The sequence below is a fragment of the Roseomonas marmotae genome, assembly GCF_017654485.1.
GTDB lineage: Bacteria > Pseudomonadota > Alphaproteobacteria > Acetobacterales > Acetobacteraceae > Pseudoroseomonas > Pseudoroseomonas marmotae.
Window position 1 is genome coordinate 610,767 of sequence record NZ_CP061091.1, and the last position, 24,732, is coordinate 635,498.

Sequence of the window (24,732 nt, forward strand, 5' to 3'; positions counted from 1 at the left end):
CGTCCTCTAGGTCCCACCATGGCCATCGGGCCCCGCCTCGACCTGCGTCACACCCAGTCGCTGGTGATGACGCCGCAACTGCGTCAGGCCATCAAGCTGCTGCAATCCTCCAACATGGAGGTCAGCGCCTTCGTCGAGGAGGAGCTGGAGCGGAACCCGCTGCTGGAACGCGACGAGGGGAATGGCCAGGTGCCGGAGGAGGCTCTGGCACCCGATCTGCCGCCGGCCGTCGCCCCGCCCCGCGACAGCTTCGAGAGCACCACCGCCGCCACCATGCCGCCGGAGGATTCCGCGCCGCTGGATATCGGCGACTGGAGCAATGTCTATGACAGCGAGGCACCCGCCCGCGGCGGCCGCGCCGATTTCGAGCTGGATGAGCGTGGCATCGAGGAACTGGCGGTCGAGCGCCCCCGCAACCTGCGTGAGGAACTGGCGGAACAGGTACGGCTGAGTTTCTCCGATCCCGCCGAGCGGCTGATCGCGGCGCAGCTGATCGCGCTGCTGGACGGCGCCGGGCGCCTGGCGGTGCCGGATGAGAGCATCGCCGAGGCGCTGGGCTGCGAGGTGGCGCGCGTGGCTGCCATCCGCGCGCGCATGCAGCGCTTCGAACCGGTGGGCATGTTCTGCCGCGACCTGGCCGAATGCCTCGCCGTGCAGCTGGCGGAGCGCAACCGGCTGGACCCGGCCATGGCCGCGCTGCTGGAGAATCTGGAGATGCTGGCCCGGCGCGACATGCGCGGCCTGATGCGCGCCTGCGGCGTCGATGCCGAGGACCTGGCGGATATGGTGGCCGAGCTGAAGCGGCTGGACCCCAAGCCCGGCGCCGGCTTCGACCAGGACCCCACCCCCGCGCTGGTGCCGGATGTGCTGATGCGCCCCGCGCCGATCACCACCGAGGATGGCGAGAGCGACTGGATCCTGGAACTGAATCCGGAGACGCTGCCGCGCGTGCTGATCAACCGCGGCTTCCATGCCCGCGCGCAGGTCGGCGCCTCGCGGGAGTGCCGGGCCTTCCTGACCGAGCAGTTGCAGAGCGCAAACTGGCTGGTGAAGAGCCTGGAGCAGCGCGCACAGACCATCCTGAAGGTCTCGGCCGAGATCGTGCGGCGGCAGGACGGCTTCTTCCGCCACGGCATCAGTTCCCTGCGCCCGCTGATCCTGCGCGACGTGGCGGAGGCTGTGGAGATGCACGAATCCACCGTCAGCCGCGTCACCGCCAACAAATACATCGCAACGCCGCGCGGCAATTTTGAGCTTAAGTATTTTTTCACAACGGCGATCGGCGGAACGGATGGCGAAACTTTCAGCGCCGAAGCCATCCGCCATCGGATTCGTGCAATGGTTGATGCAGAATCCCCTGATGACATCCTTTCAGATGACGCGATCGTCGCCATGTTGAAGAGAGAAGGTGTGGACATCGCCCGTCGGACGGTGGCCAAATATCGCGAGGCGCTGCGCATCCCTTCCTCTGTGCAGCGCAAACGGGAGAAGGCCGTCCCGGCCTGATCCGGAGCGGGTCGGCGCCAAGCCGCTGGCGGCCGCAGGCGCGAGCCTCGCGCCAGACGACAGCCCCCGCCCGCCGTCTTTTGGGACGGCCCCTCCCCGACACGGGAAAGGGAATGGCTCGCCATGCATATCACTGTCGCTGGGAAGCAGGTCGAGACGGGGGAGGCCCTGAAGGTGCATGCCACCGAGGGTCTGAAGAACGTCGCCCGCAAGTATTTCGACCATGCCCTGGACGCGCAGGTCATCTTCGCGCGTAACCGGTCCTTCTTTACCTGCGGCATCACGATTCATGCCGGCCGTGGCCTGACGGTCCGCGGTGAGGGTGAGGGCCCGGACGCCCACCGCGCTTTCGATGTGGCGGCCGAGCATATTGCCAAGCGCCTCCGCCGTTATCGCCGGCGGGTGAACGAGCATTCCCGACATCTGGCTGAGGAGCGCCTGCCCGCGGAGGCCGAAACCGCCCGCCAGGTGATCCTGGCCGGCCCGGTGGAGGAGCCGGAGGAAGAGGAGGAGGTGTCCAACCTGGTGGAGGCGCATCCCGAGGACGGCACCGTGGCCGATGGGCTGACGGCTAAGGAGCATGACGACCTGCTGGAAAAGCAGGATGGCGGCGGCGCCATCATCGCCGAGACGCCGACCGAAATCTCCCACCTGACGGTGAGCGAGGCGGTGATGCGGCTGGATCTCGGCCAGATGCCCGTGATGATGTTCCGCAACCGCGCCAGCGGTCAGCTGAACGTCGTCTACCGTCGCCCTGACGGGCATGTGGGCTGGATCGATACGGCCGCCGTGGCCGGGTGAAGAACCCCGGCCCGCCCTGGCCTGACGGTGGTCAGGCCAGGGCGGGTCCGGCCCCTCCGGGAGGAGTGTGCCTCAGCGGCACATCAGCACGGGGATGTCCGCGTTCTCCAGCACATGCCGGGTCACGCCGCCCAGGATCAGCTGGCGCAGGCGGGAATGGCTATAGGCGCCCATGCAGAGCAGGTCGGCCCCGAAATCCCGCGTCGCGCCCAGCAGGCCGGCGCCCACCTCACGCGTCTGCGGCTTGAAGGGCGCGGCCTCGGCGGTGATCTCGTGCCAGCGCAGATAGGCCTGGATGCCCTCCACTGTAGGGCCACGCCGCTGGTAGTCGTCGGAATAGAGCAGCCGCACCTGCTCCGCGCGGTGCAGCCAGGGCAGCGCGGCATTGATGGCGGCGGCGCTTTCGGCGGTGCCGTTCCAGGCACAGCAGACGCGGGTGCCGATGGTGGCCGGCGGCAGGCGCGGCGCGATCAGCACCGGGCGGCCGGAGTCGAAGAGCACGGCATGCAGCGCGTCGGAGGAGGAGACATCGTCATCCGCCTCGGGATGCGGCACCACCGCCATGTCGTAGAGGCGCGATTGCTGCGCCACCACATCCTCCTCCCGTCCCGCGATGCTCTCGAAGGACAGGGTGGGGCCATCGGCCTTCAAGGCGCTTTCGGCGCTCAGCGCGATGGTGACGTCACGGCCCTGCACGAAGCGCTCGAACAGCGCGTGCACGCGATTGGCGCGCTCCCCGCTCTCGCGCTCGGTGGCCGCCATCATCTCCTCGATCATGGCGCCGGAAAGGCCTTCGCCCGCCAGCGGGGCCACGTCCCGCGCATCCACGCGCACGTGCAGGCAATGCACATGCGCGTTCCAGATGCGCGCGACCATCAGCGCCGTGTGCAGGGCCGCCTCTCCGGCGGCGGTACCCGTCAGCGGCAGCAGCAACCGGCGATAAGCCATGGCTTGGCTCTCCTAAACCCGAGGCATGGGCGCCGCGCAGGCGCCCTCGAAGCGGAAGCTATCACGGAAGTGCCGCCGCCGTCTGCATCCGCGCGCTTCAGCCCAAGCTGCTCCGCGCGGCGCAGGCCGGATGCTACCGCAGCACCGCCCCATGCTGGCGCAGGAAATCCAGCAGCGGCAGCATCGGCAGGCCCAGGATGGCCGCATGCTCACCCTGCACGGCGCGGAAGAGATGCATCCCCAGGCCCTCCAGCCGGTAGGCGCCGACGGAATAGGTGATCTCCTCTCCCTCCGCCGCCAGATAGGCCTCCAGGAATTCATCGGAGAATTCCCGCATGGAGAGGCGGCAAGTGGCCGCGTGGTGCCAGATGCGCGCGCCATGCCGCCAGCAGACAACGGCCGAGACCAGCTCATGCGTGCGGCCGCGCAGCGCCCGCAGCTGGGCACGGGCGCCCTCCAGCCCCTCGGGCTTGTCGAACCAGCGGCCCTCGCAGACCAGCAAGGAATCGGCGCCGATCACCAGTGCCTCCGGCTCCTCCCGCAGCATGCGGCGGGCCAGGCGTTCGGCCTTGGCATCGGCCAGCAGGGTCGCGGCCTCGGCCGGCGGCAGGCCTTCCTCCAGCGCGGCTTCCTTCAGGCTGGCCTCGTCCACCGCGGCGGGCATGGCGGCGAAGGACAGCCCGGCCGCCCGCAGCAGCGCCGCCCGGGTGGCGGAGGAGGAGGCGAGCACCAGCGGCGGCGGGGCGGGGGTCATGACGCCCATCAGGCGCCGATGCCCCTGGGGGCCGGGCCGACCGCGCCCCGCCGGGCATGCCAGGCTTCCATCAGCTGCAGCACGGTGGCCGCCGTTTCCTCTATCGAGCGCCGGGTGACATCGATCACCGGCCAGCCCCGGCTGGTGCAGAGGCGGCGGGCGGCCAGGATCTCGGCCTTCACCGCTTCATGGTCGATGTAGTCATTGGTGTCCTGCCGTACTCCGCCGGCGCCGATGATCTTCAGCCGGTGCCGGCGGATATCGATCAGCGCCGGCACGTCGATGGTCAGCCCGATCACCGGGCAGGGCGGGTTGTCCAGTTCCGGCGGCAGGGGGGAGGTCGGCACGATCGGCACATTGGCCGCCTTGATGCCCCGGTTGGCGAGGTAGAAGCAGGTCGGTGTCTTGCTGCTGCGGGAGACGCCGACCAGCACGCAATCCGCCTCGGCGATGCCGGCGACCCCCTGGCCGTCGTCATGCGCCAGCACGTAGTGCATGGCGTCGATGCGGCGGAAGTAGTCGGCGTCCATCACATGCTGGGCGGCGCGCTTCTCCCGCGCCTGCTCGCCGATCTGCGCCTGGAGCAGGTCGATCACGGGGTCCAGCACGGACATGCAGGTCACGCCCATCTGCTTGCAGGCCTCCTCCAGCGAATGGCGGAGGGAGCGGTCGACCAGGGTGAAGAGCACCGGCCCGGGCTCGGCCTTGATGCCTTCCACCACCTGGTCCAGTTGGAAGCGCGAGCGCACCAGCGACCAGCGGTGATAGACCACATGCGGGTCCGGAAAGCGCGACAGCACCGCCCTCGCCATGGAGTTCAGTGTCTCTCCGGTACTGTCCGAGACGAGATGCAGGTTGAAGGAGCGGTTCGGCATCGGCCCCCCAGGTCCGAAGGCGGTGGGAAGAGCGGGGATGGGTGTGGAATTCGTGGACAACTGCAAGCCCTGATTAAGCCCCCTGGGGGAATCGGGGATAGCGGGTACAGTTTGGACCTCTCAGGGGCTTTTCATGGGAATGATCGGTTCGAATCACCGATAACCCACGCGACTCGCCGGAATCCCTGCGAGTCGCACCCGGCCCGTACGGTGGAGCGGGCTGTGGATAACGTGTACAGCCGCTTGCGTCCACATTATCCACAGGGCCTATCTACCCCACCAACTTTCTTAAAGACTCTTTTTCTATGAAAGAGGGCCCATGGACACTGTGCAAAAACCCCTTCTGCGGGCCCTTTCCGGCGAGGCGCTCTGGCCCCCGCCCTTCTGGCTGATGCGTCAGGCCGGGCGGTACCTGCCCGAGTACCGGCAGCTGCGTGCCCAGGCCGGGGATTTCATCGCCCTCTGCACCACCCCCGCCCTGGCGGCCGAGGTGACGCTGCAGCCGCTCCGCCGCTACGGCATGGACGGGGCCATCCTCTTCAGCGACATCCTGATGCTGCCCTGGGCCATGGGGCAGGCGCTGCGCTATGCCGAGGGTGAGGGCCCGCTGCTGGAGCCCATCCGCGATGCAGAGGGCCTGGCGCGGCTGGACCCCGCCGCCATGCGCGCCCGCATCGCGCCGATCCTGGAGACCGTGGTGCGGGTCCGGGCCGGGCTGGCTCAGGAAGCGCCGGGTGCCGCGTTGATCGGTTTCGCCGGCAGCCCCTTCACGGTCGTCTGCTACATGGTGGAAGGCCGTGGCGGCGGCGAATTCGCCCAGGCCCGCCGCCTGGCCTATGCTGATCCCGCGCTCTTCGGCCGCCTCATCCGCCTGCTGGTGGACAGCACGGTGGACTACCTGCTGGCCCAGGCCGAGGCGGGGGCCGAGGCGCTGATGCTCTTCGACAGCTGGGCCGGGCTACTGCCGCCCAGCCAGTTCCGCCGCTGGTGCATCGACCCCACCGCCGCCATCGTCCGCGGCATCCGCAAGGTGCGGCCGGATATCCCGCTGATCGGCTTCCCGCGCCTGGCGGGGCCGCTGCTGCCGGAATACGCGGCGCGCACGGGCGTGAACACGGTGGGGATGGATACCGGCATGGACCCGCGCTGGGCCGCCGCCAACCTGCCTGCGGATCTCGCCTTGCAGGGCAACCTGGACCCGCAGGTGCTGGTGGCCGGCGGTGATGCGCTGGAAGCCGAGGCGCGCTCCATCCTGGCGGCGATGCGCGGGCGGCCCTTCATCTTCAATCTGGGCCACGGAATCGTGCCGCCAACGCCGCCGGAGCATGTCGCTGCCCTGACGAGGGTGATCCGCATGGGATGACCTCAGGCGGCCTTCCAGCCGCCTGAGAGGGCCTGTGGCGGCGCGGGGGAGACCCCCGCCGCCTCTTCCCGCGCCACGGAGACGGGGCGCGGGCCGGGCAGCGCTATTTCGTGGCGGGCTTGGGCGTTATCTTGAGGCTGGGCAAGGGCACCGGCTCCGCCGCCTCGCTTCCCTTCGGCGGCGAGGCAGGGTCGGGGGTGGAGGACCTGGAGCGTTGGGCGGCGATGCGCTCCATCTGCTGGCGCAGCTCCGGCGCCTCGTGCAGCAGGCTCTGGAAATCGGCCTTATCCAGTTCCAGCAGGTGGCAGAAGCTCGTGGCATGCGCGGAGGCACCGCGGCGGTGCCGGTTGGCCAGAAGCTCGGTCTCCCCGAAGATCTCGCCCGCCCCCAGCACCACCTCCTCCGTGCCCGAGGCATCCTCCTTCAGCGAAACCTCGCCACGGCTGATCAGGAAGGCCGAACGCGCCCATTGGCCCTTCCGGTAGATGACTTCCTCCGGCACGGCGAAGCGGGTGGTCACCTTCATCGCCAGCTCATACAGCAGGGCTTCCGACAGGCCGGAGAAGGCCTTGAATTCCTTGAGGCGGAGTTCAATGCCGGACTGGATGTTAAACTGCAGCGGCCGCGCGATCTGGCGGCGCAACTGCTCCATCCCGCGCAGCAGATCGTCCTCCAGTTCCTGCCCGATCAGAGATTCCTGGCGCAGGCTGGAATATTCCTCGGATTCCATCCGCAGGCCGATCTGCCGGAGCAGCCGGCTCTCCAGCGCTTCGGAATAGCCGGGATACTGCAGGCGCAGCACATCCAGCGCGTCCTGCAGCATGTCCTGCCGCCGCGCCACGATGCCGGCCACCACCTCCGTCACGCGCTGGCCCAGCACCGGCTCCATCCGCTGCCGCATGAAGCGGCTCATGGACATGGAGACGAGATGCGTCAGCAGCAGCGTCTCGAACCGCTCGGCCATGCTGTGGGTCAGCGGCCTGTCGATGCGGAACCTGTGGTGCAGCCATCGTGCCAGGTTGAAGCGCAGCGTGGGCTGCAGCCGGCGGCGGGCCGCCTGTATATAGCCGTGCCGCCCTTCGTTGCGGGCGCCGTCAATCATGCTCTCGGCGGTCCGCAGCAGGTTCTCCATGACGCGGCGGGACAATGTCCGGTTCTCGAACATCTCCAGCAGCACGGAACGTTCCTGGCTGGCATAGGTGATCAGGCCCAACGTCACGCGCTCACGGTCGCCGATGGCGGTATCGAAGGTATTGGCGGCCGTCTCCTCCTTCACCCGCCGCTCGTAGCTCTCCAGCACATAGCCGGTGGCATGGGAGGAGATGCCGAGCTCGGCCGCCGTGTCGCGCAGCCTGTCCCGCACCTCCCCCAGGCCGATGGCGACGACCTGGTTGCGCAGCGCGTCGTCGGAGGCGGAGAGCTGGTTGAGCTTCAGCCAGCGCACCAGGAAGCGCAGCGTGGTGCCGTTCACCAGCAGGGTGAAGAGCACATAGCCGGTGGCGAGGATGGCGACGAAGCGCTGGATCTGCTCCGGCACCGCGTCATGCTCGGTGACGGAGAGCGCCATGGCGAGGGTGATGGCGCCGCGCAGCCCGCCCCAGAGCATGGTGACCTTGGCCGGGGTCGAGACGCGCTGGGAGAGATGGGTGTATTCCAGCACCGGCAACAGGCCGAAGAGCACGATGGCGCGCGCCACCAGCGCTGCCACCACCATCACCCCCACCAGCACCAGGTCCCATCCCGTGGCGCCCAGCAGCAGCTTGGGCACCAGCATCGAGGCGAGCACGAAAACCAGGGAGCTGGCCCAGAAGGAGAGCTGGTCCCAGACCTCCTGCAGGAAGTGCCAGCTCTGCGGCCGGAAGATGGAGGGGCCCTTGGCGCTGACCGTCAGCCCCGCCACGGCGGCGGCCACCACGCCCGAGACATCCAGGAATTGCTCGCAGACGATATAGGTCAGGTAGGGCAGCGCGAGGGTCAGCGTGACCTCGGCCGTCCGGTTGCCGCCGAGCCAGGGAATGGCGAGCAGCATCAGCCGGGCGGCGACGATGCCAGCCAGGATGCCGCCGAGGAAGGAGACGAAGAAGATCGAGACGGCATCGGACAGGGCGAGCGACTGCTGGCCGGTGATCTGCGCCAGCATGAGGGTGAAGATGGAGATGGCCGCCGCGTCGTTCAGCAGGCTCTCGCCTTCCACCAGCCGGGTGAGGCGGCTGTTGGCGCCGACCTCGTGGAAGATGCCGACCACGGCGGAAGGGTCGGTGGTGGCGACGATGGCGCCGAGCATCAGGCAGACGACGAGCGAGGCCCCGGAGATGGGCGCCAGGGCGAAGCCGATGGCCGCCGTCGTCACCACCACCGCCACCACCGCCATCATCAGGACCGGGGCCCAGTCCCGCGCCAGGCGGCGCACATCGATGGACAGCGAGCCCTGGAAGACCAGCAGGGGGAGGAAGATGTAGAGGAAGGCGTCCGAATCGATCGGGAAATGCAGCAGCGACTGCGCCGCCTCGTCGATGAACGGATTGTTCGAGTTGTTCAGCACCACTGCGCCGCCGCCAGCCAGCAGCACGCCGACCCCGGCCAGCAGCACGGTGGAGGAGAGCTTCATCTTGCGCGCCAGGGGCTGGATGGCGCTGATGACGATCAGCATCAGCGCGGTGGCCAGGATGGTGTCGGGAAGGCGGTTCAGCATGGGCGGGTCCAGCCTTCTTCCAGGGCGCCGCGTGGCGCGTGATGTCGCCTAGCCTTCAGCCCGGGCGGGGCATGGCACCGCCATGCCGGCGCCGGGGCGCTTCCTCCGGCTCGGGGGATGCCGCCTCGGCCGGGAGGCCGGCGGGCGCTTCGGTCGGGGCCTCGCTCAGCCGCACCGGATCCTCCGGCAGTGGAGCCTCAGTCAGTGGCGGCGGGGTCTGTTCCTCCGCCATCTCGAGCCGGGGGGCGGCCGGGGCTTCCCCTGCCTCTGACCCAGGTTCTGGTTCTGGTTCGGGCTCGCGGTCGCCAACCGCCTGGGCCAGCAGCTTACGCAGATCGGCCTTGCCGAGATCCAGCGCAAAGCCCGGCACGCCGTCCGGGGCATTGTAGTCCCAGGCGTAATCCGCCGGGCCGGTGAAGTCGCGGATGCCGGGATCGCTGGCCCAGACCCGGCGCATGGCCGCTCGCCGCAGCAGCGCCGGCACCTTCGGGTGCAGGAAGGGCGAGAGATCTCCGCCGCGATCCAGGCTCTCCAGCGGCGGCAGGGTGGCGGGGTCGAATTCCGGCTCAGTTTCCGCCGGCCCGGCTTCCACTGGCCCGGCTTCCACCGATACGGCGGGCGCAGGCTCGGCCGGCTGCGGCTCCTGCTCCTGCTCCAGCCCGCGCTTGCGGCGGGACCAGCGGCCGAGGAAGCTGCCGCTCACGGTTCTTCCCCACCCGGTGGACGGCGGGCCAGGGCCTCGGGGTCGGCGCGGTCGCGGCGGCGCTTGTGGAAGTCGCGCTCCCGGTGGTGGGTGGCGACATAGTCCTGGGCCGGCACACGCAGGAAGGCCGGCAGGGGCAGGCTTTCCATGGTGTCGTTGCCGACATCGGCATAGAGATGCGCCTCGCCCGGGTCCAGCGTCACCAGGTGCAGCGCCATGCCGGGCTCCCGCTCCACCGGACGCAGCACCACCCAGAGGCGCGGGTCGGCGCTTTCGAGGTTGTGTTTGTAGTTGCTGGTGTCGCTGGGATGCAGGGCGACATGGCTGCGGCCGGCGAAGAACAGGGTGCGCCTCTCCTCCTGCCGCAGCGGGGTCCAGTCCGGCAGGTCCGGGGCATCCTCCAGCACCTCCACCACGCGCCAGGACCAGTCGGCCCAGGGGCTGGCGGCCGGCCGCCGCTCGGCCAGCACGGCGACCGGGATGAGCATGGTGTGGGGAGTGGTGAAAGTATCGCTCATGAGGCGGCCTCCGCTTCCAGCAGGGGCAGGCCGAGGAGCAGGTTCTGCGGCTTCACGCGCAGCCGCTGTGCCGCGTCCATGGCCAGCACGAGATAGACCGGGTGCCCGCTGGCGCGCGGCAGCACACGGCTGAATTCGGCGAATTCCAGCACGCCGAGCCAGATGATCCGCGCCAGCCGGGCCTGCGCCACCTCCTTCCCGTGCCAGAGGTCATTCGCAATGGCCGTGGCCTCGGTATCCAGGCCGACATGCCAGGACCAGTTGGGGTCCTCGATGACGGCGGCGGGGCGGATGGCGACCTGCTCGCCCATCACATGGCCGATGAAGCGCTCCAGCGCCCGCGCCAGCGCATGCTGGCCGGGCCGGCCCTCGGCGATGTCGAGCGCGTAGTCATGCGCGTCGGAGCGCGCGGCATAGGCTTCCGGATCGGCATCGCCCAGCACGTCCAGCTCCACCGCGCGGGTGGGGGTGCCGGCCTCCTCCAGCAACCGGCCGAGGGTGCCGAAATCGCCTTCCCGTGCCGCCGCCTCCACAACCTCCTCATCGGCCAGCAGCAGCGCGCCCTGGTGGATGGCGGCCCGCTGCGGCCGGAACAGGCATTCCCCGGCACGGAGGATGAAGGCGTCTTCCACCCCCTCCAGCGCCGCGCGGGTGACGAGCTGCGTCAGCATCTGCAGGAAGAGCGGCGGCACGCCATGGACGCTGCCGCGATAGAGCGCGATCCAGGCGGCTTCCAGCGTCGGCTGCGCCATGACGCGGTCGCGGAAATGAAGGAAGACCTGCCAGTTCTCGGCGGCGTCCGGGTCGGCCAGGGCCGCCAGGCGCGCCGGCTCCACCGGCTGCAGCGGGTCGCGCAGCAGGGCGGCATGCAGGGCACGCTCGGCCTCGCAGGCTTCTTCCGGCGGCACCAGCTCGGGCCGGGCCAGGAAGGCGCGCCAGAGATCGGGCGTCGCCACCAGCCTTCCGCCGGCATCGCGGTCGCAGAGCTGGTGGCCCGAGGCGATCCAGAAATCCGTCATTCGCGCGTCATAGCCTTCAGGTCAGGGGTCTCCACCGGCTCGTCCTCGCCCTCCACTTCCACAACGCCGAAGACGGGCAAACTGCCGAAATCACGATGTGGCGTCTCCCGCCGGTGCAGGGTGCGGAAGCGCTCCCGCTGCTTCCCGCCCTCCAGGCTGCGGGAGAGGGCGAGCACGGTGCCCGGAGGATGGTCGCAGAGGGATTCCGCGAAGCGGATCTCCTCCAGCGCCGCCGCCTCGGCACTGGCCTGGTCAGGCGCGCCATAGGCCTCGCGGATATGGGTGGCGAGGGCGGAGACCGCCTCCGCCCGCTGCGCCGGGCTGGCCTCGGCCACCTCCACCAGGGTTGACCAGCCGAAGCTGGACAGGCCGAGGAAGCCGGCGCGGAAGGCCTGCCGCCGCTTGCCGGACAGGGCCTCGATATCATCGTCCCAGAAGGCGAAGCCGCCGGGCACGGCCCATTCGCCGGGTGCGGCCGCCGTCTCGAAGATCACGCCATCCGACGGGTCCAGCCGCAGGGTCCGGGGCAGGCGGATCATGGCGGGGGCTCCAGCGGATAGAGGCTGCGGTCCCCGTCGCGCTCCAGCACCAGGGCGCCGCTGCCGGGGTCCAGGCCACGGCGGGCTCCGACCATCCAGGCTTCCGTCTCCAGCCGTGACAGGCTGCGGTCGGCGAGGCGGCGGAAACCCTCCGCCTGCCATTCCGCGAGCCCGGCCATCAGGTGCCGCGCCCAGGCGGCCACCAGTTCCGGGATGTCGATGCCGCCGAAGCCTTCCTCGGCCAGGGTGGTGCGGTCGGGATGCAGGCCGGGCTCGGGGCTGTCGTCCCGCAGATCGAGCCGGATGCCGGCCACGATCCAGTCCGGCACGGCATCCTCCGCCGCGCCGGGCAGCGTTGCGAGGCAGGCATGGCCGGCCAGCCCGCCATTCACCAGTAGCCCGGCCGGCCAGCGCAGCGTCACCGGGATTTCCGGCGGGCCGAGCACGCCCAGCGCATCGGCCATGGCATTCAGGGCAACCAGCAGGGCGGGGCGGGCTGCGGCCAGCGTGGTCTCCGGCTCCAGCACCACGGCCAGTTGCAGGACCCGCCCGTCCTCCCCCCAGACCAGCGTGCCGGCGCCATGGCTGCCGGCGATGGCGGCGGCATGAGCCAGCGCGTCGGCTCCGGCTGGCAGGAGGACGGGGGAGAAGACGCTCGGCAGGGGAGGCAGCAGATGCTGCATAGGGCAAGCCTTTCCTGGCAGTCGGGAGGCCAAGCCCATATATACTGGAGGGTCCGGCATCGCCACGCCGGGCCGAAGTGAGTGCGAGAGGCCTTATGGACAAGACGCAGCGTCGCACGGTTTTCGCCTGCTCCTGCGAAGACACGATGTCTCTAGATACCGGCGCACTGGCCCAAGGTTGTGGTGGACGGCTGCGTACGGCCGAGCAGCTTTGCCGCAGCCAGCTGGATCGCTTCCTCGCCGCGCTGGGCGAGGACGCGGTCACGGTGGGCTGCACGCAGGAGGCCCCGCTCTTCCGCCAGGAGGCAGAGGCCGCCGGGCACCAGGGGTCGCTCGACTTCGTGAATATCCGTGAGCAGGCCGGCTGGTCCGACGAGGGTGCCAAGGCCGGGCCGAAGATGGCCGCGCTGCTGGCCGCCGCCGCCGTGCCCATGCCATCCACGCCGCTGGTGCCGCTGGAGAGCCAGGGCGTGACGCTGATCCTGGGCCGCGATGCCACGGCGCTGCGGCTGGCGGAGAAGCTGAAGGGCAGCCTCGACCTCACCGTGCTGCTGACCGGCGAGGAGGAGGTGGAGCCGCTGGCCACCGCCGAATACCCGGTGCTGCGCGGCCGCGCCCGCGCCGCCAAGGGCTGGCTGGGCAATTTCGAGGTGGTGGTGGATGGCCATGCCGCCGCCGCCCCCTCCTCCCGCGGCGCCTATCGCTGGGGGCGGGCGCAGAATGGCGCGGTCAGCCGCTGCGACGTCATCCTGGACGTGACCGGCCATACGCCGCTCTTCTCCGCGCATGAGGTGCGGCTGGGCTATCTGCGCGCGGCACCCGGGGACGAGGCGGCGCTGGAGCGCCTGGCCAGCGAGGCCGCCGGCCTGTCCGGCCAGTTCGACAAGCCGCGCTTCGTCAGCTTCGAGGCCGGGCTCTGCGCCCATTCCCGCAACCGCCGCACCGGCTGCACCCGCTGCCTGAATCTCTGCCCGACCGGCGCCATCACGCCTTCGGCCGCCGGGCATTGGGACAGTGTGGCGCTCAGCGCCGAGATCTGCGCCGGCTGCGGCGCCTGCGCCGCCGTCTGCCCCACCGGCGCCATCACCTATGCCCTGCCGCCGACCGATGCGCTGCTGCGGCGCATCCGCGCCCTGCTGCGTGCCTATCACGCGGCGGGCGGGCGGACGCCCACCCTGCTGCTGCATGGCGAGCAGGGGGAGGCGATGTTCGATGCCCTCTCCCGCCACGGTCCCGGCCTGCCGGCGGATGTGCTGCCGCTGCGCCTGGGGCAGGCGACGGCGGTGGACCTGGCCCTGCTGGTCGCCCCCTATGTCTGGGGCGCCGGGCGGGTGCGGGTGCTGCTGCCCGCGCATCGCCCGCATGGGGTGGAAGGGCTGCTGGGCAATATCGACACCGCCTCGGCGCTGCTGGAGGGCCTCGGCCTCCCGCATGGGCCCGAGGCGATCGAGACCGACGACCCCTTCACCCTGCTGGAGGCGCTGCGGGCCGGCCCCCGCCCGGCGCCCTTGCCCGAGGAAGCCGACTTCCTGCCCCTCGGCACGCCGCGGGAGATGCTGAAGGCGTCGCTGGCGGCCCTGCGCGACGAGCTGGCGGTGCCGGCCACCAGCATCGCCCTGCCCGCCGGCGCCGCCTATGGCACGGCGCATGTGGCGGAGGGCTGCACCCTCTGCCTCGCCTGCACCATGGTCTGCCCGACCGGCGCCTTCGCCGCCAATCCGGACCGGCCGGAACTCTCCTTCCTGGAGGATGCCTGCGTGCAATGCGGCCTCTGCGCCGCGACCTGCCCGGAGAAGGTGATCAGCCTGGAGCCGCGGCTGAACCTGCTGCCCGAGGCCGGCCAGCGCCAGATCCTGCGGCAGGAGGAGCCGGCCGCCTGCCCGTCCTGCCACAAGATCTTCGGCACCCGCTCCTCGATCGACCGGGTGAAGGCGCGGCTGCGGGCCAGCGGGCACTGGATGTTCGCCGACCCCGCCCGCCTCGACCTGCTGGATCTCTGCGAGGATTGCCGGGTCGAGGCCGCGACCGGCACACAGGCAGGGGCGATCGATCCCTATGCCGGCCCTTCCCGGCCGCGTCCCCGCACGGCGGCGGATTACCTGCCGCTGGCCGATGATGTGCGGAAACCGTAACGGCCTTGTTGATGATTGAGAATGGATTGCAATTCAACAGCTTCCGGCTGTCTGGCTTGCGATGGAAGGCCGGTTTGAGGCACAATCGGGTGAGGTGGAGATTTTTCCATGCTTAGCCTCGTGAACGGATGATCGGCAGACAGGAATGACGCAACCGGGGCAGCCTGAAGGAGGCATAGCCGACCCGCTGGACATGCAGCGGGCGCGGCTTTTCGCGCTTCTCGGCCGCTTGCTGCTCGCGCCGCCGGACGCGGCGCTGCTGCGCGGGCTGGCGTCGCTCGGCCCGCAGCCCGGCACGCCGCTGGGCCAGGCCTGCCTGGCCCTGGCCGAGGCCGCGGCGCATGCCGAGCTGGCCCGGGTCGGACGCGAGTATCATGAGCTTTTTATCGGCGTCGGGCGCGGCGAGCTGCTGCCCTTCGCCTCCTACTACCTGACCGGCTTCCTGCATGAGCGGCCGCTGGCCCTGGTGCGCGCGGACCTGCTGCGCCTGGGCATCGCGCGCAGCCCCGGCATGGCGGAGCCGGAGGACCATCTCGGCTTCCTCTGCGAGGCGATGGCCGGGCTGCTGAGCGGCGCTTTCCAGGCCCCGGCGCAGGATGTGGCGGAATTCTTCGATCGTCACCTGCGCCCCTGGGCCGGGCGTGCCTTCGCGGATCTGGAAAAGGCGCGGGACGGCGGCTTCTACTCTGCCGTCGGCGCGCTGGGCGTGGCGTTCATCGAGATTGAGACGGCGGCGGCAGCGCTGCCGGCATGAGACAGGAGAAGGCGGGCATGAGCGAAGGCGAGAGCACGGGTCGGCGGCGCAGCTTCCTGAAGACGCTGGGGCTGGCGGGCGGCGCGGCCGTCGCGGCCACGGCCCCCGCCGCGGCCTTCAACATGGATGGCGGCCTGGATGGCGTCAGGCCTGACAAGGAAAAGCCGGAGGAGCGTGTGGCCACCCGCTACCGCGAGACGGAACACGTCAAGGCCTTCTACCGCACCAACCGCTACTGAGCACGACGCCGGGAGATAAAGCGCCATGTTGATCAAGCGCAGCGAAGGGGCGACGGCGCGGCAGAGGCTGTCCGCCGCCTATCAGGGCCTCTCTGCCGGCGGGCTGGACCGCCGTGCCTTCCTGCGGCAGGCCGGCCTGGGGGCCACGGGGCTGGCGGCGCTCGGCACGCTGAACCTCTCCACCGCCCGCAAGGCGGAGGCGGGGCCGATGGATTTCAGCCAGCCCATCAAGGTCGTGAAGAATATCTGCACCCACTGCTCGGTGGGCTGCACCGTCACGGCGGAGGTGCAGAACGGCGTCTGGGTCGGCCAGGAACCGTCCTGGGACAGCCCGATCAACCGTGGCACGCATTGCGCCAAGGGCGCCTCGGTGCGCGAGCTGACGCATGGCGACCGCCGCCTGAAATACCCGATGAAGCTGGTGGACGGGCAGTGGCAGCGCCTGTCCTGGGACCAGGCGATCGACGAGATCGGCGACAAGCTGTTGGAGATCCGGCAGAAATCCGGGCCGGATTCCGTCTTCTGGCTGGGCAGCGCCAAGTTCTCGAACGAAGGCGCCTATCTGATGCGCAAGTTCGCGGCCTTCTGGGGCACCAATTCGGTGGACCACCAGGCGCGCATCTGCCACTCCACCACCGTCGCCGGCGTCGCCAATGTCTTCGGCTATGGCGCGCAGACCAACAGCTACAACGACATCCGCAATGCCCGCACCATCATCATCATGGGCGGCAACCCGGCGGAAGCGCACCCCATCTCCATGCAGCATGTGCTGACGGGGAAGGAGCAGAACCGCGCGAACATGATCGTCATCGATCCGCGCTTCACCCGCACGGCGGCGCATGCCACCGAATATGTGCGGCTGCGGCCCGGCACCGATATCCCGGTCATCTGGGGCATGCTCTGGCACATCTTCGAGAATGGCTGGGAAGACAAGGAGTTCATCGAACAGCGCGTCTACGGCATCGATGACGTCCGCAAGGAAGTCGCCAAGTGGAACCCGGCCGAGGTGCAGCGCGTCTCCGGCGTGCCGCCGGAGCAGCTGAAGCGGGTCGCGCAGATCTTCGCGACGCAGAAGCCTTCCACCCTGGTCTGGTGCATGGGTGCCACCCAGAAGACGGTGGGCACGGCCAATGTGCGCGCCTATGCCACCCTGCTGATGGTCACCGGCAATCTCGGCAAACCCGGCACCGGCGCCAATATCTTCCGCGGCCATACCAATGTGCAGGGCGCGACCGATCTCGGCCTCGATACCACCACCCTGCCCGCCTATTACGGCATCGACGAGAACGCCTGGCGCCACTGGTGCCGCGTCTGGGACGTGCCCTACGACTGGATGGTCTCCCGCTTCGCCAGCAAGAAGCTGATGGAAACGCCGGGCATCCCGACCACCCGCTGGTTCGATGCCGTGCTGCTGCCCAAGGACCAGGTGGAGCAGCCCGATAACCTGAAGGCCATGATCGCCATCGGCCATGGCGGCAATACCGTCAGCCGCATGCCCGAGGCGATCCGGGGCATGGAGAAGCTGGAACTGCTGGTGGTGGCGGACCCGCATCCGACCAACCTCTCCAGCATGTCGAACCGCCGCGACAACACCTACCTGCTGCCGATCTGCACGCAGTTCGAATGCGCCGGCAGCCGCACGGCCTCCAACCGGTCGCTGCAGTGGTACGAGCCGGTCGTGCAGCCGATCTTCGAGAGCAAGACCGACTACGAGCTCTTCTACCGGCTGGCCAGCAAGCTCGGCTTCGGGCCGGAGATGTTCAAGACCATGGAGGTGCGCGGCAATGCGCCCGTGGCCGAGAGCATCCTGCGTGAGATCAACCGCGGCGCCATCTCGACCGGCTATTCCGGCCAGTCGCCGGAGCGGCTGAAGCTGCATATGCAGCACCAGGCCGATTTCGACGTGGTGACGCTGCGCGGCAAGCCCGGCACGCCCGTGGCGGGCGAGACCTATGGCCTGCCCTGGCCCTGCTGGGGCTCGCCGGAGATGAAGCATCCCGGCAGCCACATCCTCTACAACACCAACCTGCACGTGAAGGAAGGCGGCGGCGCCTTCCGCGCCCGCTTCGGCGTGGAGCGCAACGGCCAGACCCTGCTGGCCGAGAACTCCTATTCCAAGGGCTCGGAGATCACCGACGGCTATCCGGAATTCACCGTCGCCGTGCTGAAGCGGCTCGGCTGGTATGACGAGCTGACGCCGCGGGAGAAGGAGATCATCGCCCGCGTCGGCGAGGGGAACGAGGACCGCGTCTCCTGGTCCACCGACCTCTCCTTCGGCATCATCCGCGTGGCGATGGAGCATGGCTGCGTGCCCTACGGAAACGCCAAGGCGCGCGGCAATGCCTGGAACCTGCCGGACCCCGTGCCGGTGCACCGCGAGCCGATCTACACGCCGCGCACCGACCTGATCGCCGAATACCCCACGCTTGACGACCGCCGTGGCTTCCGCATGCCGCATCTGGGCAAGTCGGTGCAGCAGCGCTCCTATCAGGCGGCGCAGCGCTTCCCGATCATCCTCACCTCCGGCCGCCTGGTCGAATACGAGGGCGGCGGCGAGGAGACGCGCTCCAACCGCTGGCTGGCCGAGCTGCAGCAGGACATGTTCGTCGAGATCAACCCCGAGGATGCCACCGCGCGCGGCATTCGCGACGGCCAGTTCGTCTGGGTGGATGGTGCCGAGAACCAGGCCAAGGTGCGGGTGAAGGCGCTGGTCACCGACCGCGTCGGCAAGGGCGTGGCCTTCATGCCCTTCCACTTCGGCGGCTGGTACCAGGGCGAGGACCGGCGCGGCCACTACCCGGCGGGCACCGACCCCATCGTGCTGGGCGAAAGCGTGAATACCCTGACCACCTATGGCTATGACCCCGTGACCGCGATGCAGGAAACCAAGGTCACGCTCTGCCAGATCCGCGCGGCGTAAGGAGGGACCGAAGATATGGCCCGCATGAAGTTCCTCTGTGACAGCGACCGTTGCATCGAGTGCAACGCCTGCGTCACCGCCTGCAAGAACGAGCACGAGGTGCCCTGGGGCATCAACCGCCGGCGCGTCATCACGCTCAATGACGGCAAGCCGGGGGAGCGCTCGATCTCCATGGCCTGCATGCATTGCACCGACGCGCCCTGTCAGGCGGTCTGCCCGGTGAACTGCTTCTACACCACGGCCGATGCCATCGTGCTGCACGACAAGGACCTGTGCATCGGCTGCGGCTACTGCTTCTACGCCTGCCCCTTCGGCGCGCCGCAGTATCCGCGCGTCGGCAATTTCGGCGGCCGTGGCAAGATGGATAAGTGCACCTACTGCGCCGGCGGCCCGCAGGCCGACAACTCGGCGGCGGAATACGCCCAGTACGGCGCCAACCGCATCGCCGAGGGCAAGCTGCCGCTCTGCGCGGAGATGTGCTCCACCAAGGCGCTGCTGGCGGGCGATGGCGACATCATCGCCAGCATCTACAAGGAACGGGTGCAGGTGCGCGGCTATGGTGCCGGCGCCTGGGGCTGGCGCACCGCCTACCGCGAGACGGTGGGCGTGTGATGCGGCGCGCAGCCCTCACCCTCGCGCTCGCGCTGCCGCTGCTGGCTGGCACTGCCCAGGCACAGCAGCAGCAGGCCCCGCAGAGCCCCGAGACGCAGCAGACCCTGCCGCAATCGGCGCAGCCCGCCCAGCAGCAGTCGCAGGAAAACGGCGCCGGCCCGCCGGCCGGGTCGCCGGACGTGCAGAACGCGACGCCGGAAAGCCAGTCCGCCGGGCAGAACCAGCAGCGGCAGGTGCCCGAGACCACCGATACCTCGGCCCCCACCGGCGCGCCCGCCGCGCCGCAGCCCGAGGCCGCGCCCACGCCCGTGGCACCCGTGACGGCGCCTCCGCCCGAAGGCACGCGCGGCCCCACGGCCGAGGAGCGGGAGCTGGAAGCGGCGCTGAAGGGCGAGCGCATCGAGGGCCGCATCTCCATCCCCAACCAGAGTGCCGGCGTGCTGGTGCAGCCGGAAGGGCGGGACTGGCGCGTCTTCCACAACCGCACCCTGCCCTGGGTGGCCGGCACGGCCGTGGTCGGCACCGTGGTGCTGCTGGCGCTGTTCTTCCTGCTCCGCGGCCGCGTGCGGATCCGCGAGGGCTTCTCCGGCCGCACCATGCTGCGCTTCAACTTCTTCGAGCGCGCGGTGCATTGGATGACGGCCAGCTGCTTCATCGTGCTGGCGCTGTCGGGCCTCAACCTGATCTTCGGGCGGGAGCTGATCCGGCCGCTGATCGGGCCGGAAGCCTTCACCACCCTCTCCTACTGGGGGAAGGCGGCGCATAACTTCCTGGCCTTCCCCTTCACGCTGGGCATCCTGCTGCTCTTCATCATGTGGGTGGGCGGCAACCTGCCGACGCGGGGCGACATGGTCTGGCTGATGCAGGGCGGTGGCATGGTGGGCAGCCACCATCCCAAGGCCGACCGCTTCAATGCCGGCCAGAAGGGCATCTTCTGGATCACGGTGCTGGGCGGCGCGGCGGTCTCGGTCTCCGGCTACCTGCTGGTCTTTCCCTTCACGCTTCTGGACGTGAATGGCCAGCAATGGGCCCACATGACCCATGGCATCGTCTCCGCCGTCATGATGGCCGCCATCCTGGCCCATATCTATATCGGCACCCTGGGCATGGAGGGCGCCTTCTCCGCCATGGGCAGCGGAAAGGTGGACTACAACTGGGCGCGCGAGCATCACGAGCTCTGGGTGGAGCAGGAACTCGCCAAGGCGCATGAGACGATCCGGCCCGGAAGCGGCGGGCCCAGCCCGCGACCGGCGGGCGCGGACTGAGCAGAAGACAGGGCCGGGGGGCATCCTCCCGGCCCTTTCCTTTTTGCCGTGCCGCCACATGGCTTGCGGCATCGGGGACAGGGGGCTAAGCCGGTCCTCATGCGCCTGATCGGACTGGCCGGCTGGAGCGGCGCCGGCAAGACCACCCTGCTGGCCCGGCTGATCCCCCTGCTGAACGCGCGGGGGCTGGTCGTCTCGACCGTCAAGCACGCCCACCACGCCTTCGACATCGACCAGCCCGGCAAGGACAGCCATACCCACCGGCAGGCGGGCGCGCGGCAGGTGCTGGTCTCCTCCGCCAACCGCTGGGCCCTGATGACCGAGCTGCGCGGCGCGCCTGAGCCGCCGCTGGCTGATCTGCTCTCGAAGCTCGACCCCGTGGATCTCGTCATCGTCGAGGGCTTCAAGCGCGACGCCCATCCGAAGATCGAGGTGCACCGCGCCGCCAATGGCAAGCCCTGGCTGCATCTGGAGGACCCGACCATCCGCGCCGTCGCCAGCGATACGCCGCCCCCCGGTCCCATCCCCCTGGCCGGGCTGGAGGAGGTGGAGCGGGTGGCTGACCTCATGCTCGCCCATGCCGTGCCATGGCCCAGCTGAGCGACGACTGCTTCGCCCATGGCGGCGCGCTGCTCTCCGTGGAGGATGCAGCGGCGCTGGTCGTCGCCCGTGTTCCGGCGCTGGCGGGGGTCGAGACGCTCGCCCTCACCGCCGCGCGGGGCCGTGTCCTGGCGGAGGATCTGCGCGCGCCGCGGCCGCTGCCGCCCTTCTTCAACAGCGCGGTGGATGGCTATGCCTTCCGTCATGCCGACCTGGGGCCGGAGGGCGAGAGCCGCCTGCGGCTGGAAGGCCGCCTGGCTGCCGGGGAGGCCGCGGCGGCGCCGCTGCCCGCCGGCACCGCGCTCCGCATCCTGACCGGCGCCCCCATGCCGCCGGGCGCCGATACCGTGATGATGCAGGAGGATACGCGGCTGGAGGATGGCCATATCCTGCTGCCCCCCGGCCTGAAGCGCGGCGCCAATTGCCGCCCGGCCGGAGAGGATGTGGCACTGGGCGAGGTGGCGCTGCCCGCCGGCACCCGGCTCGGCCCGGCCGAGATCGGGCTGGCCGCCGCGCTTGGCTTTGCCAGCCTGCCCGTCACCCGCCGGCCGCGCATCGGCGTCTTCAGCACCGGCAATGAGCTGGCGCCGCCGGGCGGGCCGCTGGGGCCCGCGCAGACCTATGACAGCAACCGCTTCTCCCTGCTCGCCCTGCTGGAAGGGCTACCGGTGGAGGCATGCGACCTCGGCATCCTGCCCGACCAGGCCGAGGCCACGGCCCGGGCGCTGCGCGAGGCCGCAGCCGGCCATGACATGCTGCTGACCTCCGGCGGCGTCTCGACGGGGGAGGAGGACCATGTCCGCACTGCCATCGAGGCCGGCGGCAGCCTGGTCTTCTGGCGGCTGGCGCTGAAGCCGGGACGGCCGGCGGCCATGGGGGCGGTGGGCGGCACGCCCGTGCTGGGCCTGCCCGGCAATCCCGTCGCCGCCATCGTCACCTTCCTGCATCTGGCGCGGCCCCTGGCGCTGCGGCTGGCCGGCGCCACCCCCGCGCCGCTGCCGCGCTTCGCCGCCGTCGCGGGCTTCGCCTACCGCAAGAAGGCCGGGCGGCGGGAATATGTGCGGGTCTCCCTCCAGCCCGGCACGCTGCCGCCGGAGGCGCGGAAATACCCGCGCGAGGGGGCGGGGCTGCTGACCTCCCTCACCCGCTGCGATGCCTTCGCCGAGCTGGGCGAGGAGATCACGGAAGTCCGCCCCGGCGACAGCCTGCCGGTGCTGCCCTTCAGCGCCATCTTCTGACGCGGCGCTAGCCCAGCACCGGGCGCAGCAGGGCCACCGCCCCCACGCCCACCAGGATCGACAGGCCGACGCTGCCGCTCTTCCACTGCGTCAGCACCACCAGCGCCGCCGCCACCCAGGCCGCCGGCCCCATGTTCGACAGCGCCAGCGCCACATAGGCCGCGAAGAGCGGGCCGGGGATGTTGCGCAGCATGGCATCCACGAAGGGCGAGGGCCGCACCACCCGCAGCACCGCGTAGCCGCCCGCGCGGCAGGCGAAGGTGACGATGGCCATCCCGATGATGACCAGCAGGACATCGAGCCGCAGCATCAGGCGCCCCGCTGCTCCCGCCAGGCGGCCAGGGCCGCGCCGGAGAGGGCGCCGGCCAGCAGCGGCACCGGCTGCGGCAGGCCGAGCCGCGCCGCCGCCACGGCCAGCAGCGCCGCCGTGGCCCAGGGCAGCAGCTCCCGCCGCGGCCCGCGCCAGAGCGGCACCAGCAGCGCAACGAAGGTCGCCGTGGCGGCATAGAAGAGGGGGTGCCCCGGCGCCAGCTGCACGGCGCTGCCCAGCAGATGCCCGGCGGCCACCACCACCATCCAGGTCAGCCAGAGCACCACACCGATGCCCAGCAGATAGCCGGCATCCCGCCCGCCCGCGCGCATATCGGCCACGCCCATGGCGAAGGAATGGTCGACGATGGTGCCCAGCGTGAACCAGAGCCGCCAGCCGCGCAGCCGGTCCATCCAGGGCGCCAGCGCCGCGCCCATGGGCGCCATGCGGATATTCACCGCGAAGGCCGCCAGACAGGCCGCCAGCAGCGGCGCCGGCTCCGCCCAGAGCTCCAGCGCCAGCAGCTGCGAGGCGCCGGCATAGACCAGCCCGGACATCAGCAGGGCCTCCAGCAGGCTCAGCCCCTTGCCCTGGGACATCACGCCGACCACCGCGCCGAAGGGCGCAAGCCCGATCATCAGCGGCGCGGCCGCCCGTATCCCGCGCCGCATGCCGGCGCCGGTGAAGACCACGCGCGGCTCAGCCACGGCGGGCGGCCAGCAGGCGGTCGGTCGCGGCCTCGGGCTCCATGTCCAGCGCCCGCTCGGCCAGATCACGCGAGAAGCCGGCCCGGGCCAGCGCGCCCAGCGCCTTCAGCCGCGCCTCCGGCGATGGCGGCTGCTCGATGGCGAAAGGCCCGGCGCGGCGGCGGCGCAGATGCCCCAGCGCGGCGGCCAGCTCATCCGCCTCCTCCAGCAGGCTGGCGGCGGTCTCGCCCGGCACGCCCTTGGCGGCCAGATGCGCGGCAATGGCGCGGCGGGAACGGCCCGCCTGGTTCAGCCGGCGCATCCGCGCGGCGGCGAAGGCGGTGTCATCCACCGCCCCCGCCCTGGCCAGCGCCTGCGCCACCTCGGCCGCGGCGGCCTTGGCCCGCGCGGCGGCCGGCGCGACCACCTCGGCCAGCTGCCCCTCCGCCTCGGCGCGCCGGGCCCAGCGGTCCACCCGGCGCTGCAGGACACGGCGCAACCCGGCCTCAGTGGTGCCGAAGCGCGCCAGATGCGCCAGTGCCGCCTCCCGCAGCCTTTCGGCGGTGGGGGCAGGGCCGGCCGGAATGTCGCGCCGGGGGCGCGCGGGACTCTTGCCCGGAGGCGTTTCCATGATGAGGCGGAATGTGCCACGAGCTCAGGCCGGCCGGAAGGCGTGGAAGCGCCAGGGGGCGCTGCCCCCTGTGACCCCCGCTGGGGTGACAGTGTCACCCCAGACCCCGCCATCTGTCTGAAACCCGTGGCGCGGTGGTTCCGCCGGAGGTCGGTGACCTCCGGCGACTGCGGCCTTAACCTGCATCGCTTTAAGATTTTGAATGCGTCGGGGCACCGAAGCGGGGGCCGGGATGGACTTTCCACCCGGGCGGGGGTGTCCAGAGGGGGCGGCGCCCCCTCTGTCCCCAGCCAAAATCCCTCAGACCGCCGGGGCGTATTTGATCGCGCAGCCGTAGTTGCGCGTCACCGGCTGTTCCACCCGCCGGCCTTCCGCCACGGCCAGCATGGCGTCACGCGCCAGGGGCTTCGCGCGGGCGATATCCTCCACGCGGGCGGAGGGGATGCTGTCGATGCCGCCCATGTAGCGCAGCAGCCCCTCGGCATCGATGACATACAGATGCGGCGTGGTGGTGGCGCCATAGGCGCGGGCCACCTGGCTGCGGGGGTCCAGCAGCACGGCGGCGGGGCTGGCCTCGCGCTCGGCCGTCAGGGCGCGGGCTTCCTCGGGCGTGACATGGCCCTGTTCACCGGGTGGGGAGGAGACGATGGAGAGCCAGACGATGCCGCGCTCCGTCGCCTCCTTCTGGAAGCGCTGCATATTGCCGCTGGAATAGTGTTTCCGCACGAAGGGGCATTCGTGGTTGGTCCATTCCAGCACCACGGTCTTGCCCCGGTAGTCGGCCAGGCTGTGCGTCCGGCCGTCCTGGTCGGGCAGGGAAAAGGCGGGCGCGGGCGCGTCGATCCTGGGCGCCACGGCCCAGGCGGCACGGGGCAGCAGGGGCAGGCTGCCGGCGGCGGCCAGCAGGGCACGGCGGCGGAGGGGGAAGGGCATGGACATGGTTT

General features: G+C 70.4%; 24 protein-coding genes. 11 read left to right on the plus strand and 13 right to left on the minus strand.

What is annotated here, in order from left to right; all coding sequences use genetic code 11:
• The first annotated feature begins 18 nt into the window (after nucleotides 1-18).
• Together rpoN and hpf are read left to right on the plus strand one after the other, a co-directional pair.
• Nucleotides 19-1,506: an RNA polymerase factor sigma-54 gene (gene rpoN / locus IAI58_RS02905; RefSeq protein WP_207447150.1), complete on the plus strand. Its 1,488-nt coding sequence runs from the start codon at nucleotides 19-21 to the stop codon at nucleotides 1,504-1,506.
• 123 nt (nucleotides 1,507-1,629) lie between these two features.
• Nucleotides 1,630-2,307: a ribosome hibernation-promoting factor, HPF/YfiA family gene (gene hpf / locus IAI58_RS02910; RefSeq protein ID WP_207447148.1), complete on the plus strand. Its 678-nt coding sequence runs from the start codon at nucleotides 1,630-1,632 to the stop codon at nucleotides 2,305-2,307.
• A gap of 72 nt (nucleotides 2,308-2,379) precedes the next feature.
• Here hpf and IAI58_RS02915 read toward each other — a convergent pair whose 3' ends face one another.
• From IAI58_RS02915 to IAI58_RS02925, 3 genes are all read right to left on the minus strand, one after another.
• Entirely contained in the window at nucleotides 2,380-3,255 is an 876-nt protein-coding gene (locus IAI58_RS02915) for a universal stress protein (RefSeq protein WP_207447147.1), read from the minus strand.
• 133 nt (nucleotides 3,256-3,388) lie between these two features.
• Complete coding sequence (locus IAI58_RS02920) at nucleotides 3,389-4,009, minus strand: Maf family protein (RefSeq protein WP_408906201.1); 621 nt, start codon at nucleotides 4,007-4,009, stop codon at nucleotides 3,389-3,391.
• An 8-nt stretch (nucleotides 4,010-4,017) separates the two neighbouring features.
• Nucleotides 4,018-4,884: a pyruvate, water dikinase regulatory protein gene (locus IAI58_RS02925; RefSeq protein ID WP_207447143.1), complete on the minus strand. Its 867-nt coding sequence runs from the start codon at nucleotides 4,882-4,884 to the stop codon at nucleotides 4,018-4,020.
• Nucleotides 4,885-5,203: 319 nt separating this feature from the next.
• On the opposite strand from IAI58_RS02925, the gene hemE reads away from it, so the two are divergent.
• The gene (gene hemE / locus IAI58_RS02930) at nucleotides 5,204-6,247 is read left to right on the plus strand and encodes a uroporphyrinogen decarboxylase (RefSeq protein ID WP_207447141.1); all 1,044 of its coding nucleotides are present in this window, start codon (nucleotides 5,204-5,206) and stop codon (nucleotides 6,245-6,247) included.
• Nucleotides 6,248-6,350: 103 nt separating this feature from the next.
• Here hemE and IAI58_RS02935 read toward each other — a convergent pair whose 3' ends face one another.
• Genes IAI58_RS02935 through IAI58_RS02960 form a run of 6 tightly spaced genes read right to left on the minus strand, consistent with a single transcriptional unit; the run spans nucleotide 6,351 to nucleotide 12,401 of the window.
• Entirely contained in the window at nucleotides 6,351-8,939 is a 2,589-nt protein-coding gene (locus IAI58_RS02935) for a cation:proton antiporter (protein WP_207447139.1), read from the minus strand.
• A gap of 55 nt (nucleotides 8,940-8,994) precedes the next feature.
• Nucleotides 8,995-9,642, minus strand: coding sequence for a DUF3306 domain-containing protein (locus IAI58_RS02940; RefSeq protein ID WP_207447137.1), 648 nt, complete (start codon nucleotides 9,640-9,642; stop codon nucleotides 8,995-8,997).
• Nucleotides 9,639-10,160 (minus strand): DUF3305 domain-containing protein, encoded by a 522-nt coding sequence (locus IAI58_RS02945; RefSeq protein WP_207447135.1) that lies wholly within the window; start codon nucleotides 10,158-10,160, stop codon nucleotides 9,639-9,641. Before IAI58_RS02945 ends, IAI58_RS02940 begins: the two co-directional genes overlap by 4 nt.
• A complete protein-coding gene (locus tag IAI58_RS02950; protein WP_207447133.1) occupies nucleotides 10,157-11,179 on the minus strand; it encodes a DUF6352 family protein in 1,023 nt (340 codons plus the stop codon). The genes IAI58_RS02945 and IAI58_RS02950 overlap by 4 nt, the downstream gene beginning before the upstream one ends.
• The gene (locus IAI58_RS02955) at nucleotides 11,176-11,718 is read right to left on the minus strand and encodes a DUF6505 family protein (RefSeq protein ID WP_207447131.1); all 543 of its coding nucleotides are present in this window, start codon (nucleotides 11,716-11,718) and stop codon (nucleotides 11,176-11,178) included. The genes IAI58_RS02950 and IAI58_RS02955 overlap by 4 nt, the downstream gene beginning before the upstream one ends.
• Nucleotides 11,715-12,401: a biotin/lipoate--protein ligase family protein gene (locus IAI58_RS02960; RefSeq protein ID WP_207447129.1), complete on the minus strand. Its 687-nt coding sequence runs from the start codon at nucleotides 12,399-12,401 to the stop codon at nucleotides 11,715-11,717. Before IAI58_RS02960 ends, IAI58_RS02955 begins: the two co-directional genes overlap by 4 nt.
• A 146-nt stretch (nucleotides 12,402-12,547) precedes the next feature.
• On the opposite strand from IAI58_RS02960, the gene IAI58_RS02965 reads away from it, so the two are divergent.
• The 8 genes from IAI58_RS02965 to IAI58_RS03000 all read left to right on the plus strand — a co-directional run bounded on the left by IAI58_RS02965 (nucleotide 12,548) and on the right by IAI58_RS03000 (nucleotide 22,161).
• Nucleotides 12,548-14,533 (plus strand): 4Fe-4S dicluster domain-containing protein, encoded by a 1,986-nt coding sequence (locus IAI58_RS02965; RefSeq protein ID WP_237182404.1) that lies wholly within the window; start codon nucleotides 12,548-12,550, stop codon nucleotides 14,531-14,533.
• Nucleotides 14,534-14,678: 145 nt separating this feature from the next.
• Entirely contained in the window at nucleotides 14,679-15,287 is a 609-nt protein-coding gene (locus tag IAI58_RS02970; protein ID WP_207447127.1) for a TorD/DmsD family molecular chaperone, read from the plus strand.
• A gap of 17 nt (nucleotides 15,288-15,304) precedes the next feature.
• The gene (locus tag IAI58_RS02975; RefSeq protein WP_207447126.1) at nucleotides 15,305-15,526 is read left to right on the plus strand and encodes a twin-arginine translocation signal domain-containing protein; all 222 of its coding nucleotides are present in this window, start codon (nucleotides 15,305-15,307) and stop codon (nucleotides 15,524-15,526) included.
• A gap of 25 nt (nucleotides 15,527-15,551) precedes the next feature.
• On the plus strand, nucleotides 15,552-18,446 hold the full coding sequence (locus tag IAI58_RS02980; RefSeq protein ID WP_207447125.1) for a formate dehydrogenase subunit alpha: 2,895 nt from the start codon (nucleotides 15,552-15,554) through the stop codon (nucleotides 18,444-18,446).
• 15 nt (nucleotides 18,447-18,461) lie between these two features.
• The gene (fdh3B, locus tag IAI58_RS02985) at nucleotides 18,462-19,058 is read left to right on the plus strand and encodes a formate dehydrogenase FDH3 subunit beta (RefSeq protein ID WP_207447124.1); all 597 of its coding nucleotides are present in this window, start codon (nucleotides 18,462-18,464) and stop codon (nucleotides 19,056-19,058) included.
• Complete coding sequence (locus IAI58_RS02990; protein ID WP_207447123.1) at nucleotides 19,058-20,323, plus strand: formate dehydrogenase subunit gamma; 1,266 nt, start codon at nucleotides 19,058-19,060, stop codon at nucleotides 20,321-20,323. Before fdh3B ends, IAI58_RS02990 begins: the two co-directional genes overlap by 1 nt.
• Before the next feature lie 99 nt (nucleotides 20,324-20,422).
• Nucleotides 20,423-20,923, plus strand: a complete 501-nt coding sequence (mobB, locus tag IAI58_RS02995; RefSeq protein WP_207447122.1) for a molybdopterin-guanine dinucleotide biosynthesis protein B — start codon at nucleotides 20,423-20,425, stop codon at nucleotides 20,921-20,923.
• Nucleotides 20,911-22,161 (plus strand): molybdopterin molybdotransferase MoeA, encoded by a 1,251-nt coding sequence (locus tag IAI58_RS03000; RefSeq protein ID WP_207447120.1) that lies wholly within the window; start codon nucleotides 20,911-20,913, stop codon nucleotides 22,159-22,161. The genes mobB and IAI58_RS03000 overlap by 13 nt, the downstream gene beginning before the upstream one ends.
• A gap of 7 nt (nucleotides 22,162-22,168) precedes the next feature.
• On the opposite strand, the gene IAI58_RS03005 is transcribed toward IAI58_RS03000, so the two are convergent.
• From IAI58_RS03005 to IAI58_RS03020, 4 genes are all read right to left on the minus strand, one after another.
• Nucleotides 22,169-22,471: an AzlD family protein gene (locus tag IAI58_RS03005; protein WP_207447118.1), complete on the minus strand. Its 303-nt coding sequence runs from the start codon at nucleotides 22,469-22,471 to the stop codon at nucleotides 22,169-22,171.
• Complete coding sequence (locus tag IAI58_RS03010) at nucleotides 22,471-23,178, minus strand: AzlC family ABC transporter permease (protein ID WP_237182897.1); 708 nt, start codon at nucleotides 23,176-23,178, stop codon at nucleotides 22,471-22,473. The genes IAI58_RS03005 and IAI58_RS03010 overlap by 1 nt, the downstream gene beginning before the upstream one ends.
• Entirely contained in the window at nucleotides 23,171-23,788 is a 618-nt protein-coding gene (locus IAI58_RS03015; RefSeq protein ID WP_207447116.1) for a regulatory protein RecX, read from the minus strand. Before IAI58_RS03015 ends, IAI58_RS03010 begins: the two co-directional genes overlap by 8 nt.
• 300 nt (nucleotides 23,789-24,088) lie before the next feature.
• Nucleotides 24,089-24,721 carry a thioredoxin family protein gene (locus IAI58_RS03020; RefSeq protein ID WP_207447113.1) on the minus strand — a complete coding sequence of 211 codons (633 nt, stop codon included), beginning with the start codon at nucleotides 24,719-24,721 and terminating at the stop codon, nucleotides 24,089-24,091.
• Between the last annotated feature and the right edge of the window lie 11 nt (nucleotides 24,722-24,732).